Consider the following 17,015-nt stretch of genomic DNA (forward strand, 5'->3'; position numbering starts at 1 on the left):
CCTTGCGTTCCCGGCCGGCGGGGAACTGAAGGACATATCGGCCGGCGGTTTCCGCCGGACAGAAAAAAACGGCGAGGTTGAAATTTTCCTGCCGAAACGCGAATTTAAAATGCTGGCCGGAAAATCATCCGCCGCAAAACAGCGGCGCGCTCAATGACCGCGGTGAAAACAAAAAAAACAGCCTGCGGATTTTTGCCGGTTTTACTGGCCGGCGTCCTCTGGCCGCTGTGCCCCGCCGGCGGCCAGCCGGCAATGCGCGCGGCCGGCGAACAACATGCGGTAAAAATTTTGACAGCGCCGTCGTTTAATTGTTGCGGCATTTATTTCAATCCGGAGAGCGAACCGGACGGAAAATGCGTCCTTGAATATCGGGAAAAGGAAAACGGCGGAGACAAGTGGCGTCAGGCCTATCCGCCGGTTTACAGCCGGGCGGACAAAATGTGCCGCGGCAGTATCGTCAATCTCGCGGAGGACACGGCATACGAGGTCAGGATCACGCCGCCGCCGGGCTTATCCGCGCCAGAAGAAAAAACCGCGTTTTTCACGGAATTCAAGACCTGGTCGTCTTCACCGCCGATAAAAAAGACGATACGCATTGCCAACGACCTTTCCTGCAACGGGCATCTTGTAATCACGAATGAGGGCGGCCCGGACGGCTGGCTGAAATATACGGGGGATACCGATTTTGTTCTGAAAGGCGATTCCGGACAAAAACCGGCGGTTTTACTGCAAGGGGCAAAATATGTGATCCTGGAGAACCTGGCCATAAACGGCGGTTACCGGCACGCTGTTTCCGTGGAGAACAGCGAAAACATCCGGATCATCAACTGCGATATTTCGGGCTGGGGAAGAGTCGGCGAGCAGGACTTTCACCGGGACGGAAAATACTATCTGCCGGACGGGGCATACGTGGATTGCGACAACGGGGTGAACATCTGGGAAAGCTTAAACGTTGTAATAGAGCGCTGCTATATCCACGACCCGCGCAACCGGGCAAATTCGTGGACTTTTTCCCATCCGGCCGGCCCGCACGCCGTCATGGTGAAGTCGCGGGGAGGAACCGTTTTGCGTTTCAACGATTTTATCGGCAGCGATGCGCGCCGCTGGAACGACGCGGTGGGCGGTTACCGCAATTGCGCCGCAACCGGCGGTTTTTACCGGGACGCCGACGTACACGGCAACCTGTTTGCCTTTGCCAACGATGACGGCCTTGAACTTGACGGCGGCGCCATGAACATACGTTGTTTTCAAAACAAATTTGAAGGTTCTTTATGCGGCATCAGCATAGGCCCATGCTTGCTGGGCCCGGCTTACGTCTTCAGAAATTTGATCGTCAACCCGGGGGAAGAACACCACCGGGGAGGGGAAGCGTTTAAAAACGGCGGGGGCGACATATATGACGCCGGGCAAATATTGTTTTTTAACAACACGGTCTATGGCAAGTGCGCCGCCTATGGCGCCTACGCGCCGTTTACAAACCATCCGGTCATGGACGTGAAGGGAACCATGCGGAACAACCTGTTTGAATGCCGCGGCGGAAAGCATGTTTTTGATTTCGGGATTGAACACCTCCTGAAACGGAAAAATGATTTTGATTACGACCTCTACTGGCTTGGATGCCAAAAACTTGACGAAGCCCTGCAGTTGCGCCGCGAATTAGCAGACGCAAAATATGAAGCGCACGGCATATTCGCGAAACCGGGGTTTGCCGGTGTCGGAAACGGCGATTTCAGGCTGGCCCCGGACAGCCCGGGCGTTGACCGGGGCGTCACAGTGCCTAACTTTTGCGAAAGCTTCGGCGGCCAGGCGCCCGATATCGGCGCTTTTGAACAGGGGGAAGAGATTCCCCTCCCTTACCGTCCCATCCCCGTCTGCCTTGACAAATACCAGATGAATTTCATTCAAGATGGACAGGGGAACTGGCCGGCTCAAAAAATCACGGCAAAAGTTAAAGGCCGGGATTATAAAACAAAATTCAAAATTGTTAAAAACGAGTCTTTTGACTGGTTCAACGTGGAGCCTTCTTCCGGGCTTTTGAATTCCGGCGGCAACATCCAATTCACGGTAAAAATCATAACGGAAAAAGCCGTGAATTTCGGGGTGGACAGAGGGCTGTTTCTGTTGCGGCAGGAAGACGGTTATTCGCGGCCGGTAAGCGTCTACGCGATCAGCCGGGGCCATGTGAATTTAAGGCCCGGCACAAAAGGCATTAATGTTTACCTGGAAGCGGAAACGGCAAAAGGCGCGGACTGGTTCGCCGGCAAGGAGCAGAATGACGTTTCCGGGCAGAAAAGCGTTTATCTGAATTATCTGAAAGGCGGCAAGGGCAAAGGACTCCAATTTGAGGTTGAGGCGCCAAAAGACGGCGAATACATGTTTTTCGCGCGGGTAAAATCCGAGTGGCCGACGCCTTCCCACGATTCGTTTTATGTTTCCCTTGACAACAGCGAGCCGCAGATTGCGGATGTGCAAAGCGAGGAAGACTGGGCATGGGTGAAATTAACAGTGCGAAGACCATTGGCCGAACCCGGCATGCCATGTCTGCTGGCAAATGGTTCGTTTAAGCTCAGCCGGGGAAAACACAATGTTACGCTGTATCCGCGGGAATCCCTTTTTGTGGATGTCCTGCTCATGACGGACAATCTGGATTTTATGAACGACCGCCGCCGTTATCCCCCGCCCATCGCGATCCTGCTGGGGGAAGCGGACAACGCGATAGATAAATCGGACTTATGAAAAAAAAACGCCTGTTCACGGCGCTTTTGCTCCTCGGAATGCTCGCGGGAAGCGGAGGAAGCGAAGAAGCGCCGGCGATCCGCTGTTACCGTAAAGACGACGGCTTCAAACTGGACGGCAGATTGGATGACGCCGCCTGGAAAAACAAGCTCGCCGTCAAGACCTTTTTCAAATCAAAAGAGATGGGGCCGGCAAAATACCAGACGGAAGTCCTGCTCATGTGGGATGCCGAGTTTTTATATTGCGGCGCCGTGATGCGCGACGAAGACATTGTCGGACATTACCCGAATCGGGACGATCCCCTCTATAAAGAAGACGCCTTTGAAATATTCATCCGTCCCGACGCGCGCAACAATTTTATCTTTGAGTTTGAATTCAGCCCTGCGGGAATTATCTGGGACGGACGCAACCGCCGCACATTGAACCCTTATAAATCCGAGGGCGATCCGAAAGCATGGAACGCACCCGGCATTTTGTGCGCCGTTTGCGTTGACGGCACGCTGAACGACCGGCAGGATAAAGACCGGAGCTGGTCGGTTGAAATCATGATCCCGTTCAAGGCCTTTGCCGGCGCGATCGAGGTTCCGCCGTCCGCAGGCGACTGTTGGCCCATGATTTTCGCGCGCTGCGAAAGCGCGGTGTTCCTTGACAAGGCGGAATGGTCGGCAAGCATCCCGATCAGTCAATACGGGTTCTGGGAGAATTACGGCGAATGGCGGGGCGTTTATTTCGCGCCGGAACGCCCTGAAAAGGAATGAGCCGCATCCCCATGCGGCGATTCCGGACCACAAAACATACTTCGCCAAACAGGGGTTATAAAGGCATGGTTGCGTGTGTTTTTGAAATTCCCATCTGTAAATACACAACAAGTAAAAATATTTGACAGAATGGGATTCTTGCTATAGCATACCTGTATAAACAAGTAAAATATCATTGGTATTTTGTCGAAAACAAACCACAGGCGGCGAAAACGCAAAAGATCTTATTACCGTGACAATTTTTGCCATTTCTTATGTGTCATATGGCGAAAAAATCAATGTCTACATAAAAGATAGTAATGGCGAAGGGGATTAGCGAAATGAGAATAGAATGCATCAGAAAATCGGAAAAACGGATATTGCCTGTGGCGCGCAAATTATTTTTCGGAGGGCTGTTAATCATGCAATCATTGTGCGCGACAAACAGTTATGCGGCAGAAAAAGGGCTCATAGGATTCTGGCCCTTAAATGAAGGACAAGGCAAAATCGCAAAAGATCAAAGCGCGTTCAACAACAATGGAGTCATCCACGACGCACATTGGACAAAGACAGCCGGCGGACAAATGCTATTAAGTTTCAACGGAACTAACAGTTTCATAGACTGCGGAAATAAATCTGTTTTTAATGAAATCCAAGAACTTACGATAGATTTTTGGATTAACGCCGATGCATCATCAGGGAATAGACGCATTATTACGAAAGGGGACAAGGGGAACGGGCAAGCAGACGGTTATCAATATTGTATATACCTCTCAAATGATAACATCCACTTTCTTGTGTCCAATGGAACCAAATCTTTTGATATTAAGGCGCGAATTTGCCTGTTGACTTTTCAACATGTGATTGCCACGTGGGACGGCAGATTTATGAAATTATTTGTTTCAGACCAATTAGTGGCTGAAGGCGAAGTGAGCGGGCCATTGAATGACAAAACGTCCCATTTAGGGCTGCACCTGGGTTCACAGAATGGCCAAGACAGCTTTTTTAAAGGCGCATTGAAAGATGTAAAAATCTATAATGTTGTAAGGCAACCGGCGCATGCTGATACATTAATCATTCCAATACATAACACTTCTTTCAATCAGCATAATGCCGACAATATTCCTGATTGGTGGGGAATCTGCGGGGCCAGCAGTCCAGAATCAATTAAAAATTGGAGCGGGAATATAGAAGTCGCTCCTGGTGAATGTTCGCCGGTTGCTGGAACCAAAGCTCTCAAACTGGTAAATCCACTTCCAAATTGCAATTTGACCATCCTATATGGAACCTTTTCTGCTGCAATCCCTTTGGCAAGCGGGGAATACACGTTTTCTTTGCATATCAAGAGCAAGAACGAGAAACAAAAGGTGAAGTTTAAAATAGGCGATGCAATCGCCGAGGAAGATATTACTCGCCGCCAATTTATTTATGAATATGAATGCGACGTCACAAACGAATGGAAGCCTTACAATTTCACTTTTTCAATTAAAACGCCATGTTATTGCGGAATTTCAATAACCTTGCCCGACAAAGGAACAATATGGCTCACGGCAATCCAACTTGAAAAAGGACACGCCGTAACGCCATATAAATGTTCCGCGCAATATCGGCCTGCCTTGAATAATGCTGCGGAACGCCAGGAAGTGCATTGCAAAATTCAGCCGCGCAAGAAAGAATTATTCAAGGCAACAGTCGAGAAATCGTTCTATACCAGCGAAAAGACGGCGCGGCTTTTCTATGAGGCCGGACATCCTGATGCCGCCTGCCTGCAAATAACAGTCGCCGATTCGGATGACAGCAATAAGATATTCTATCAAGGTCATCCTTCCATTAAACCGAGGATACGAGCATTTTTATCTTTTCCAATCAAAAAAATTCCCATCGGGCGTCACAAACTTCAAGTCAAGATGTTGGGGCAAGACGCACAAGTATTAACGGAAAAGCAACTCACGCTCACAAAGCTTCCAACGAATGACAGGCAAGTTTGCATAAACCAGATAAAGAGATGTTTAGAGATCAAGCAAAAACCCTGGCTGGCCTATATTATGAATTGGTCGTTCCCCCCACGAGAGGAAGAAGATGCCTGGCAACTTGATGATATAAAGGAGAAAGGATTTGCGGCAATCCGCGTCCCTCTTTTGGAAAGGCCGTCAGATATAGGCATTCTGGATGACAAAGAAGAAAAATATTGGAAATTTTTAGACCGGTGCCTTGCCAGGGATTTGAAAGTGATTATCGGCGCTCAGCCCGGCACCGCTACCGCCGGCAGGGACATTCCGTTTGCCGAATATAAGACATCCGTGGTTAATGCAATAAAAAAGCTAAAAGATCATCCCGCAATCATTGCGTGGAACTTTGTAGATGAGCCGGAATTATGGTGGGACAAAACGAAAGGAGGAAAGCAGGAAAAAGACCTGACGGATTTTTATAACGGAGTTAAACAAGTTGACCCATATCGTCCTGCTTTCGTCAACTATTCAACCTGGCCAGAGACCGGCCCGCAGTACGGCTCCCTCCTCGCCAACGATATTGGTTCGATAGATGTTTATCCTATTGGCAACGCCTTTGCCAATAATCCTGATTTGAGAAACATTGTGCCACATATTGCGGCAATGAACAAGAATTGCTCGGCGCTGAACAAACCCAGCGGCTGGTTCCATCAATTTTTTTTCGCGGGATACCGCGAGCCGACTCCAGACGAGGTTAAATGCATGACGTATTTGAATTTTATCTACGGCACGCGTCTTTTTAATTACTTTACGTACAAACCGATGAGCGCATCCCTCTGGAATTCAATGAAGCCGCTGGGCAATGAGCTTAAAATGCTGTTCAACCTCACATCAGATGAGAATAGTCATGAGTTGGCCGCGGGTAATCTTAACAACAAAGGGTTTCATTATTGCATGTGGCGCCTGCCGGACAGTTATTTACTGATATGCGCCAATCTTTGCAATATTCCCTGCAAGGTAACTTTTGATATATCTGATTTTTCAACGACAAAAGGCAAAGCAAAAGCGCTTTTTAAGAAGGAAACCATAATGATCAATAAGGGGATATTTTGTGATTGTTACGATGCGCTCGAGTGTAAAGCATATCAAATTACAATCAGAAACAAGTTTTGGTTTATATCGGCGCTGAAGCAAAAAATTAATGAGAGGTGACGCTTATGAGCAAGGCAAAACTGGCAATACATGGCGGCAAACCGGTAATCGATAGAGACAAAACAGGCAAATGGCCCATAATAACTTCTGAAGACATTGCCAGCGTGACGCATGTTTTGAGAAGCGGGATCATCGGAGGAATAAACGCTCCGGAAGCGGTAGCTTTGAGGAAAGAATGGGCGTCTTATACAGGCGCCGCACATTGCCTTACTTTAAACAGCGGGACAGCGGCTTTGCATATTGCCGTTGCCGCCGCAGGCGTCGGGCCGGGAGATGAAGTTATTACTTCGGCGTATTCCTTCAGCGCTTCTGCGTTAGCCGTCTTGCATCACAATGCGATTCCCATATTTGTGGATATAGATCATTCTACCCCCAACATTAATCCTAAAAAAATAGAGAAAAAAATCAGTCCCAGGACAAAAGCCATTATACCGGTTCATATGGAGGGTTTGCCTTGTGACATGGATGAAATTAACGCTATAGCCAGAAAACATAAACTTGTTGTCATTGAGGACGCTTGTCAGGCGCATGGTGCGTTATATAAAGGCAGAAAAGCCGGTTCGCTGGGGGATATGGCCGCGTTCAGCCTTAACTTTACCAAGAATCTTACCGGCGGGGAAGGAGGACTGTTTACCACCAATCGTGATAAATATCTGAAAAATGCCGGCAAAGTTGCCTCTTTTGGGGAAGTTATAAAAAATAACGCGCCGCGCGCGTATCGGTCTTCTTGTCTGGGGTGGATGTACCGCCCCTGCGAGATTACGATGGCATTGGCGAGAAGCCAGCTAAAACGACTGGATGAATATAATTACGCGCGGCAGAAAAATTGCGAATATCTTTCGCGGGAACTTGCCGAAATAAAAGGTGTAATCCCCCCCATCGTGCCCGCCGACAGGACGCATGTCTACCATATATATCGTATAAGGCTTGATCCCAAGGCCATGGGCATTGACATGGACAGCAGAAACTTCAGAATGAGCGTTCAAAAAGCCTTAAATGCCGAAGGCGTATTTGCGCACGAATATCAATCAATTCCGTTGCCAGGTCATGAAATATACCAACTAAAGGAAGGTTATGGCCACGGGTGCCCATGGTCTTGCCCGCATTCAAGAAAAACGGAATATAGGTCGGAAGATTATGCGGAAGTTCTAAACATGATTGACAATTCATTTGTGTTGGTGTCGGAAATAGCGCCGCCAAACGGAAAAGAGCTCATGGGAAAGATAGTTGAAGCATTTCGCAAAGTTTTTGAAAACATCGCGGAAGTGTTGGAGAATAAATGATGAAGAGGGCGCTTGCGGAAATATTTTAACGGCCGGCAAATAGAAAAAAACGCGCCCGCAAAAAAAAGAGAGAAGCCCCATGTCCCTCAATTTTTTTGATATCAATGCTTTCATCGGCAGACCAAAGGGAAAAGCGCGCTTTAATCCAATTGCCAGCTCGGCCGAACTGCTTGGGGCAATGGATACATCCGGAATTCAAAAAGCTGTTCTCTGGCACATATCTCAATATGATTATTCGGCGGTTGAAGGAAACCGGATTTTAAACGAAATGGTTCTGAAAACAGACCGCCTTTTTGGTTGCTGGACGCTTCTGCCGCCCCAAACAGGAGAGGTCATAACGGATGATTTTTTTGCCGGAATGGAGCGGAATCGCATCATCGCGCTTCGCGCTTTCCCCGATTTCCACAGGTTTTTTTTGAGCCGGACCGTATTTAATGGTTTTCTGGAGGAAGTAGTCGCCCGTCGTATTCCGCTCCTGCTCTCATTGGCCAGAGGCATTTCCTGGTCCGGCGTATACAACCTTCTCCAGGATTTTCCCGATCTTACCTGCATTCTCTGCGAAATTGGGCTCGCCAATAGATTTTCATGGCCGCTCCTCGAGCATTATCCAAACGTCTATCTTGAAACAAGCCTCCTTTCCTACGCGGCGGAAGGCATTGAATCAACGGTGCGCCGATTCGGCGCCAGAAGGCTTGTGTTTGGAACGGGATTCCCTGAACGTTATCACCTCGCCGCAATAATGGGATTGCTTCACGCCGACATTTCGAATGTTGATAAAGAAAAAATTGCCTGCCAAAATCTAGACAATATTATTTCCGGAATAAAATATGACAAGTAAGTCAAAATTAAGAAAAGAGTTTATTGCGGAAGGAAGGGCCGCCGACTGTCCTGTTTACGACCTTCATGGCCATATGGGATATCATTTTTCTATTCACATGCCTGCAGCAGACACAGAAAGCATGGTGCGGTCAATGAAACGTAACGGCGTGAAAATGCTTGCCTTTTGTCATCATGCCGCGCTTTTCGCGCCGGATATTGGCAATCAGGCGAACATTGAGGCTGTAAGACTTTTCCCCAAACACCTTCGGGCCTACTGCGCAGTAAACCCGAATTATCCGGAGATTGTCAAGAAGGATATGAGAACATTTGCGAGTTACCCTGACGTTTACATCGGCTTTAAATTTCTCGCCGACTATCACGAATGCCCCCTTATGGATGGCCGGTATAAACCTGCGTGGGAATATGCCGACACAAAGAAACTTTTAGTCCTGCTGCACACCTGGGGCGGAAGCCATTATGACGGACCGGAACAAATTGAAAAAGCGGCGCGGGAATACTCTGGCGCGAAAATACTTCTGGGGCATTCCTGCCACGGAGAGTGGGATAAGGCAATAGAATTGGCAAAAACATTTCCGAACATACATCTTGAACTTTGCGCGGTAATGGATGAGCGCGGGATATTGGAGCGATTTGTGGAAAAACTCGGTTCGAAGCGGATCGTTTTTGGCACCGATTTCCCGTGGTTCAACCATCATTATTATATTGGAGCCATCATAAACGCGGGATTGTGCGACGAGGCGCTTCATGATGTTTTTCACAGGAACGCAGAAAAATTGCTGGGGGTTCTTTTTTAAAACCTTTATTAAAAAATCCTGTTGACAAAAATTTTTTTTCGTTTAATATACATGTATAAACAAGTTAAAGATTTTTGCGGCGGAAATCATGTAAATGATGCGCCATGAAATGCATAAATAATAGTTTTCAAGCCGTATTTTTTTTCGGTTTATTCTGGCTGGTACTGGCCGCAGCCCTGCCGGCCGTCGCAGAAAATCACCTTGCGATCAACCCCGGCCATGAGACCGGATATTTTGAGGACTTTGGCAAACCTGATCTTCAACCCACCGACGACGATTTTGAATGGTTCATGCCCATCCATCTCGGCCCGCGCGAGGCATGGGAAAAACCAGCCCATGAGGGAGAAATAACTTTCCGCGCCACTAAAATAGAAACCAACCTCAACGGGAGCGCCGCCTCTATCTACTGCAAGGCCTTTCTCTTTGATAAAAACATGCGCTCCCTGAAACCGGTCTGCGTTGAAATCCGCTACAAGGACGTTTTGCCCGCGCCGGCCGTCGTAAGCGCTTACTGCCGCGTTGCCCCCGGCCGGGACTGGGATGAAATCGGACGGCTGGAAGGAAAAAACGACGGCGCGTGGAAAACCGCAAAACTGGAAATCCCTCCCGGAAATCTCCTTGCGGACAAGGACGAAAATTACGTTCTGAAAATAGACACCTCTGGCACAGGCGGCAGTTTTGTCGTGGACTGGGTCAAAATGCACACGAATGTTCCCTCCGCCGCCGGTACCGGAGAAGGCGAAACCGGGGCAATGGGATTTGAAACGGAAGGATTCTGGGGCTTTGCCCACTACCCCGCCAGGCACGACTACGAGGTTTATTTTGACGAAACAATCAAACATGGCGGCGTCCGTTCGCTGGCGTTAAAAAACGTTGACAAGGCTTCAACCGTATCATGGGGCGGTTGTTTCAGCCGGAACCGGATGCCGGCAACCGAAAAGACCGTTTACAGGATAACGTTTTATGCTAAGGCCGAAGACAGCTCGGACTCCCGTCTGCAAGTCTATTTCGGCGGCCAGCCCGCAAAACAAATGGAGGTTTTCCCAATGCCGGAGGGCACCTATGACTGGCGGAAGATGCAGTTTGCGCTCATTACTCCGGCGCAAACATGCAATCTAAGGCTGTATTTCATGAAGGGCGAAGGGGGTAAAACATGGATTGATGACGCACAACTGGAAAAAACGGCGGAAGGCGAGTATCAGACCATGACCCGCGGCAAAAACACGTATGTTATCCTGCCGCGGGCGGAACAGGCCGATCCCGCCCTTGACGAAAACATCAAAAAAATAAACGAAAAGACGGGATATATTGTTTATGCGCGCGAAAACCCCCGGTCGTTTTATCCGGACAGCATCCCGCAGCCCGGCGAAATCACCGGCGGTCTGAAGACATTCGCCTGCCCGGGGCAATACGCCTCCGTCTGGTTCATGATTCACGCTTTGAAAAACATTGAATCCGTTCGGGTCGCCTTCGCATCAGACCTGGTCCGCGACGGCGGGGATTACGCCGTCAAACGCGGCGATATCACCATCAAACACATTACATTCTGGCTGCGGAAACGTTACGCGCTTGGGCTCGCCGCGCAGATTATCCCGGAAATGCTGAAAAAAAATCAGCCGGTAAATATTCTGCCGGGCAAAAACGAGGGCTTCTGGCTCCAGCTGAAAATCCCGGAAGACGCCCCGGCCGGAAAATATTCCTCAAAAATATCGGTGAACTGTGCAAACGCCCCGGAAACAACGATCGCTTTTGACATGGAAATTTTGCCGTTCCAGCTGGAAAAACCGTCCGCTATCAACTGGGCGGCCTGGTCGGACCTCTCCGAAAGATACAAGGACAAACACCATGTTTATACGGACGAGGAATTGGTCAAATATCTCCAGGATATGAAAGATTACGGCATTACGGCCATTTTTGACCACACTTACAATAACTTTGAAGCCACGGCGCGCACCGCGCGGCTCTTCAAAACAATGGGCTTCAAAGGCCCGCTCGCCCTGCTTCACTGGCCCGACGCGTATGCCATGAAAAAACGCGGGAAGGAATGGAAGTACGGGGTCATGTATCCGGAAATGAAAAACCCTGATTTTCAACAGGACGCCATTGATTACCTGAAAGCGCTGGATGTGGTCGTCAAAAACGCCGGCGTTCAGGAATGGTATCTGCATCCTTACGGCGAACTCAATTATGACGCCGGCGGCTGGTTTGAACGGGCGGAATGGATGTCGCAAATCGCCGGACGCGCCGGGACCAGGCTCTGGCTGACTTTATATCCCCTCGCGCCCCTGCAAAAACTGTGCCCGCACCTCTCCGGCGCCATTAACGTCATGGCCACGCTGGGGGGAAGAGCCAAAACCCGCGAAATCTACCATGACCTTGCCGAAAAATATAATTTCACACTCTACAGCCTTTGCGGAACTTACACGGGCCAGGAAGGCGGCCTCATGCCCGACCGGTATTATTCCGGCTTTCAGCTGTATAAATCCGGGGCGCGGGGCTGTGCGGTCTGGACCTGGCAGAGACCGGGCATGATTCCCAGGGGAAAGAAGACATGGGCCGAATCCGACGGCCTGGAAGTTGACACCTGTATGGCCTATCCGGCCCTGGAAATCTCGGGCAGGGAAGTTCAAATTCCCACCCTCCAGTTGGAAGGCGTCCGGGAGGGAGTTGACGACTATTGCCACGTTTATACCCTGGAACAATGGATTAAACGCGCGGATGAAAAAGGACTCGTCCGGGACGCGGAAACCGCGCGCGAAAAGCTGGAAGAAATAATCGCCTCCATTCCCTGGGGAAAGGAACGTTCCGCCGGTAATTCCTATTCCCAGCCCGGAAATTTCAACAACGCAAAAGCGCGGGAATGCCGCCGGCAGATCGCGGATGAAATCATCAAACTTAAACAACTGGTTAAATAGAAAGCGTCCCATGCGGCGATTCCGATACATCGCCGAACAGGGGTTCGTCTCCTGCCTTGATTTTGCGCTTTTGTGCGGCAAGATTGAAATTCCTATGTCTTTAATCATAAACAATCAAACATTCCCGGATAACGGGAAGTTTCTGGAGAGGTAAAATGAAAAAATACGATACAGCCGCGGCATTAACAATCGTCCTGACGGGCTTCATAATGGCCCATGGATTGAACGCTTTCGGCGGCGACAAGCCGGACGCGCCGGCGGATAAAGCAATCCCGGCCGGAAAAATTGAGTTTAAGGACATGCGCGTTTTCACCCTGGAAAATCCGATCATCGGCATCCCCGTCCTGCCGCGCGACAATCTCGTTCCGGCCGCCGTTTTTCAGTCCGAAACCGGACCGACCGATGATGAAAGGACAAGCGAATTGCGCGTCATTGCGGCCAGAGGCGAGTATGAATCGGCCAGCCTGGTGATCCGCCCATTGAAGGATGTTTCCGGCCTGATCCTGGAAGCGGATGATTTCAGGAAGGAAGACGGCGAAAATATCATCCCCGCGGACGAAATTGACATCCGCGCTGTCAAATGCTGGCACCAGGCCGGTGCCGCGTGGACCGGCATCAGCGGCTCCAGAACAATCAGCAAATTAACGCCGGAACTTCTGCTCAAAAACGACGCGCTCGTGCGCGTGGACGAGGCCGGAACCAACGATTACATCGTCCTTCAATTTCCGGGAGAAAAAAAGGAAGTCTGCATCACCGACCCTGACGCGAAAATCAGCGCCGATCCCGGAGAATTTCCGGTGCGCGACGCCAAGCTGCTCATGCCGCTTGACCTGAAAGCCGGGATCAACAAGCAGTACTGGATAACCATCCGCGTTCCCGAAGCCGCCCCCGCCGGCTTTTACACGGCGCGGGTAACGATAAAAAGCGCGGCCGGCCCACTGGGCGAAATCGCCTTGAAACTGCGCGTTCTGCCGTTTTCACTGCCGCTCCCGAAAACATGGCACGATCCCGCCCGGGATTTTGTCAGCTCGCTTTATTACCGGGGCCAATTGAGCGACTCTTATCCCGACGGGGCCGTTTCGTCCGAATGGAAAAGCGAGGAACAACTCCGCGCGGAACTACGCGATATGCGCGCCCACAATGTTTTCAACCCCGCCTGTTACCAGAAAATCCGGGCGCTGGGGACATACCTGCGGATACGCAACGAGCTGGGCATGGCCGGATTGCCGCTTTACTGGATTTGGGGAGTGAGCATAGACAACCCGCAGGATGCGGCGGGGCTGGAAAGGATCCGGAAAAACGTGCGGCTGGGGCGTTCAATAGCCGCTTTGTACGGCATCAGCGACGTGTATTTCTACGGCATTGACGAAGCCAAGGATGAAAAACTCCTCAGCCAGCGCCCGGCCTGGAAGGCCGTGCACGAAGCCGGCGGAAAAATGTTTGTGGCCGGCTATAAGGGACATTTTGAAAAAGTCGGCGATCTGCTGGACCTGCTGGTCATGGCGTTCAAGCCTCTCAAAGACGAGGCTAAAAAATGGCATTCGGCCGGGCATCAGATATTCTGTTATGCCAACCCGCAGTCCGGCCCGGAAAATCCGGAGCTCTTCCGGCGCAATTTCGGTCTTTACCTCTGGAAGACGGAATACGACGGGGCCTGCACCTACGCCTACCAGGGCGAGGCCGGCCCGCATATCTGGAATGATTTTGACAAGAAAACCCGCGCCCATATTTTCTCGTATCCGACAATTGACGGGGTAATTCCCACCCTTGCCTTTGAGGGATACCGCGAGGGAATTGACGACATCCGCTACGGCACCCTTTTGCGGTCATTGATTTCCAAAAACAAGGGCTGGTTCGGCCAGAAGGCCAAAATCGCCAAGGCGGCCGAAAATTATCTTGAAACTCTGGATACCCGGCGCGACCTCGGCGTGATCCGGCTTGAAATAATTGAATACATTCTCAAACTGGCGGATTGAATTAAACAGGAAAAAAACGGATGAAGACACTATTGTATGGTTTTGCACTTCTTGCCGCGTTCAACGCATGCTCAACGGCTTTCGGCGCGGAGCGGCCGCGGGTCTGCCCCGTGCCGCTGGTTTCCGAAGCGCCGGCGCTTGACGGGAAAACGAATGACGCCGCCTGGACCAAGGCTTTTCCCATGGATAATTTCGTCGTGCTCGGCGACAGCCAATCGGCCGCGGTAAATCAGACCGTGTTCCGGGCCGTTCATACCGCCGACGCCTTGTTCCTGGCGATTGAATGCCGTGAGCCGCGCATGGACAGACTGCAAACCGTTACGCAAAAGATTCACCGGGCCGACAGCGTCGAAATTTTTGTTCAACCGGAGGCGGGCGGCCCATACTGGCAGATCGTCGCCAACGCCGACGGCGCCAGGGAGGAATACCGGAACACGGACAAACAGCCGAACACGCCTTCCCGGGAGATTCGGGCCTACCGCGCAAGCGATTCGTACGGCATGGAGCTGAAACTCCCCTTTGACACATTCGGAAAGCGGCCCGCTCCGAACGCGGAATGGCGTTTCAACATCGCCCGCAATGCAACTTTGCCGGGAGCCGACCAGCTGTCCACCTGGAGCCCCCTGCCTGGCAGTTTCCATGACACCGACAATTTCGGCAGTCTTGTTTTTTTCGACGCCGGAACTGACCGGGCCGCGATAAACCGCGCAATGTTCAAGCGGCGCTACGCCGCGCTGGCCGCCGAAATAACGGCTTACGAAAAGATGTATCGGAAATACGACGATGTTTTTTATAATTACGCGGTAAAATTCATCGCCGCAACCGGCTGGGAAGATTTGCGCGGAAAAGCGGAAAGACTGGAACAGCTCTCGCCGGACGAATTTATGCGGACGGAACAGGAACTGGAAAAAATCGCCGGCCGGCTCCCGGAGCTTGAGCTTGCCCGAAACAAGATGCTGAAACAGCGCATCTTCAGGCATTGACGCAAAACCGCCATGAAAATAAGCACAATAAGCTGGTTGGCCATTGGTCTCGCGCTGTTGTTGGCGTTGACCACCGCGTTCCTGGCGCTGAAAAAACGGGACGTCCGCCGCGGCGCTGACGATCAACCGGCCCGCGCCGCGGCGGTTGAGCCGGATGCGCGGGAATATATCAATCTTTTGCAAAACGGCGATTTTGAAATTACCGGGGAAAACGCGGCGAATCTTCCGGCCGGCTGGAAATATCACGGCGGCGAAGTTCCCGCCAAATTGGAACCGGCGCGGCCCGGGCGGAAAGGCGGACAATGCCTTTATCTCCATTCCGGCCAGACGGGGTACCATAGCGGGCCCATCCAGACAACCCCCTTGAAAGGGAACCGGCGTTATAAATTTTCCGTCTGGGCGAAGGCCGGAATATCCAAAGACGGCGGCCGCGTCCGATTGCTGTATTGCGACGGGCGCTATCCCCTTGTCCTGAACGGCCGGAAAACAAACAAATACTGGAGCAGCGGCGGCCGGAGTTATCTGGAAAAAAAGGAAAGTTTTGACTGGCAATATTTTGAAAAGACGTTTGAAACGCCGTCCACGGACGCGACGAACGCGTACGCGGTCGGCGAACTTCCCGCCAACAACGTGATTCCGTTTTTATTGTACGACCAGGCCAAGGTCTGGGCGGAGGATGCGCGGCTGGCGGACTTGGGCGACGTCTTCAAACTGCGATATGAGGACAGGGACGCCTGGCTGGCGGATTACAAACGGATGTATAAGGAATATGACGAAGATTTTTACAACCACATCGTCAAATTCACCGCCGCAATCGGCTGGGAGGAATTGCGCAAAGAAGCGGCAGAAATTGACGGGTTTTCTGCGGAAAACATTGAGCGGACCCGGCGGGCGCTGGCGCAGGCCGTCAGCCGTCTTTCCGAGCTGGACTTTGCTAAGGCAAACGTGTTAAGAAAACGCCTGTTTGCGCATTGAATTAGGTTAAAGGCGGCAACTGTTATTTTTCGCATGTAGGGGGCGTGCTTGTCGCGCCCCTTCAGAGGGCTTCGACGAGCGAAGCCCCTACAAAAAACAGACAACATTGAAATTCCTATACGTTAAATGAGGTTAACATGAATAAACGTTTCTTGGCCATTATAATTGCCGGGTTGGTTGCGCTTTGCGGCCATGCGGAGACGCATTACGTCGTAACGAACAACCCCGTCAATCCATCGGGCGTTGATCCCTACACGAGCTGGGAAACGGCCGGCACCAACCTCATTGACGTGGTCACGGCCGCCCTGACCAACACCGAGCCGAGAACCGTGATCGTGTCCAACGGAACCTATTACCTGACCAACACGGTAATCATCAATAACGCGCTGACCATCCAAAGCGTCAACGGGCGCGAAACAACGATTGTGAACGGCGGTTACCCGGATTACACCAACCGCTGTTTTTACCTCTCCCACGCCGGCGCGGTCGTGGACGGGTTTACCATCACGAACGGATGTGAAGGCACGGAAAACGGCGGCGGCGTATTTGCAGATCCCGGGAAAATATACAACTGCCGGATCATTGGTAACCGTCTTGCGTATACCCCGCACGGAT

At 51.1% G+C, this 17,015-nt stretch carries 11 protein-coding genes; all 11 read left to right on the forward strand.

The features are described from left to right. Positions 1–153: 153 nt before the first annotated feature. Positions 154–2,736 (forward strand): right-handed parallel beta-helix repeat-containing protein, encoded by a 2,583-nt coding sequence (locus PHP98_09245; GenBank protein MDD5483819.1) that lies wholly within the window; start codon positions 154–156, stop codon positions 2,734–2,736. Further along, entirely contained in the window at positions 2,733–3,494 is a 762-nt protein-coding gene (locus PHP98_09250; GenBank protein MDD5483820.1) for a carbohydrate-binding family 9-like protein, read from the forward strand. Before PHP98_09245 ends, PHP98_09250 begins: the two co-directional genes overlap by 4 nt. Before the next feature lie 320 nt (positions 3,495–3,814). Continuing rightward, positions 3,815–6,634, forward strand: a complete 2,820-nt coding sequence (locus PHP98_09255; protein ID MDD5483821.1) for a LamG domain-containing protein — start codon at positions 3,815–3,817, stop codon at positions 6,632–6,634. Positions 6,635–6,639: 5 nt separating this feature from the next. Then, on the forward strand, positions 6,640–7,917 hold the full coding sequence (locus PHP98_09260; GenBank protein ID MDD5483822.1) for a DegT/DnrJ/EryC1/StrS family aminotransferase: 1,278 nt from the start codon (positions 6,640–6,642) through the stop codon (positions 7,915–7,917). A 79-nt stretch (positions 7,918–7,996) separates the two neighbouring features. Then, the gene (locus tag PHP98_09265) at positions 7,997–8,755 is read left to right on the forward strand and encodes an amidohydrolase family protein (GenBank protein ID MDD5483823.1); all 759 of its coding nucleotides are present in this window, start codon (positions 7,997–7,999) and stop codon (positions 8,753–8,755) included. A gap of 133 nt (positions 8,756–8,888) precedes the next feature. Continuing rightward, positions 8,889–9,551: an amidohydrolase family protein gene (locus PHP98_09270; GenBank protein ID MDD5483824.1), complete on the forward strand. Its 663-nt coding sequence runs from the start codon at positions 8,889–8,891 to the stop codon at positions 9,549–9,551. 104 nt (positions 9,552–9,655) lie between these two features. Next, positions 9,656–12,466, forward strand: coding sequence for a hypothetical protein (locus tag PHP98_09275; GenBank protein MDD5483825.1), 2,811 nt, complete (start codon positions 9,656–9,658; stop codon positions 12,464–12,466). A gap of 155 nt (positions 12,467–12,621) precedes the next feature. Further along, the gene (locus tag PHP98_09280; protein ID MDD5483826.1) at positions 12,622–14,442 is read left to right on the forward strand and encodes a hypothetical protein; all 1,821 of its coding nucleotides are present in this window, start codon (positions 12,622–12,624) and stop codon (positions 14,440–14,442) included. Positions 14,443–14,462: 20 nt separating this feature from the next. Further along, positions 14,463–15,425, forward strand: coding sequence for a sugar-binding protein (locus PHP98_09285; protein MDD5483827.1), 963 nt, complete (start codon positions 14,463–14,465; stop codon positions 15,423–15,425). 12 nt (positions 15,426–15,437) lie between these two features. After that, on the forward strand, positions 15,438–16,400 hold the full coding sequence (locus tag PHP98_09290; GenBank protein MDD5483828.1) for a carbohydrate binding domain-containing protein: 963 nt from the start codon (positions 15,438–15,440) through the stop codon (positions 16,398–16,400). A gap of 137 nt (positions 16,401–16,537) precedes the next feature. After that, on the forward strand, positions 16,538–17,015 hold a 478-nt coding region (locus PHP98_09295), incomplete at its 3' end, for a hypothetical protein (GenBank protein ID MDD5483829.1).

It is taken from the genome of Kiritimatiellia bacterium (genome assembly GCA_028715905.1).
Lineage (GTDB): Bacteria > Verrucomicrobiota > Kiritimatiellia > JAAZAB01 > JAAZAB01 > JAQUQV01.

Bases quoted from the DNA above. Each gene is read 5' to 3' on its own strand.
- PHP98_09245 (MDD5483819.1), top strand. From the start codon at position 154: ATGACCGCGGTGAAAACAAAAAAAACAGCCTGCGGATTTTTGCCGGTT.
- PHP98_09250 (MDD5483820.1), top strand. From the start codon at position 2,733: ATGAAAAAAAAACGCCTGTTCACGGCGCTTTTGCTCCTCGGAATGCTC.
- PHP98_09255 (MDD5483821.1), top strand. From the start codon at position 3,815: ATGAGAATAGAATGCATCAGAAAATCGGAAAAACGGATATTGCCTGTG.
- PHP98_09260 (MDD5483822.1), top strand. From the start codon at position 6,640: ATGAGCAAGGCAAAACTGGCAATACATGGCGGCAAACCGGTAATCGAT.
- PHP98_09265 (MDD5483823.1), top strand. From the start codon at position 7,997: ATGTCCCTCAATTTTTTTGATATCAATGCTTTCATCGGCAGACCAAAG.
- PHP98_09270 (MDD5483824.1), top strand. From the start codon at position 8,889: ATGAAACGTAACGGCGTGAAAATGCTTGCCTTTTGTCATCATGCCGCG.
- PHP98_09275 (MDD5483825.1), top strand. From the start codon at position 9,656: ATGAAATGCATAAATAATAGTTTTCAAGCCGTATTTTTTTTCGGTTTA.
- PHP98_09280 (MDD5483826.1), top strand. From the start codon at position 12,622: ATGAAAAAATACGATACAGCCGCGGCATTAACAATCGTCCTGACGGGC.
- PHP98_09285 (MDD5483827.1), top strand. From the start codon at position 14,463: ATGAAGACACTATTGTATGGTTTTGCACTTCTTGCCGCGTTCAACGCA.
- PHP98_09290 (MDD5483828.1), top strand. From the start codon at position 15,438: ATGAAAATAAGCACAATAAGCTGGTTGGCCATTGGTCTCGCGCTGTTG.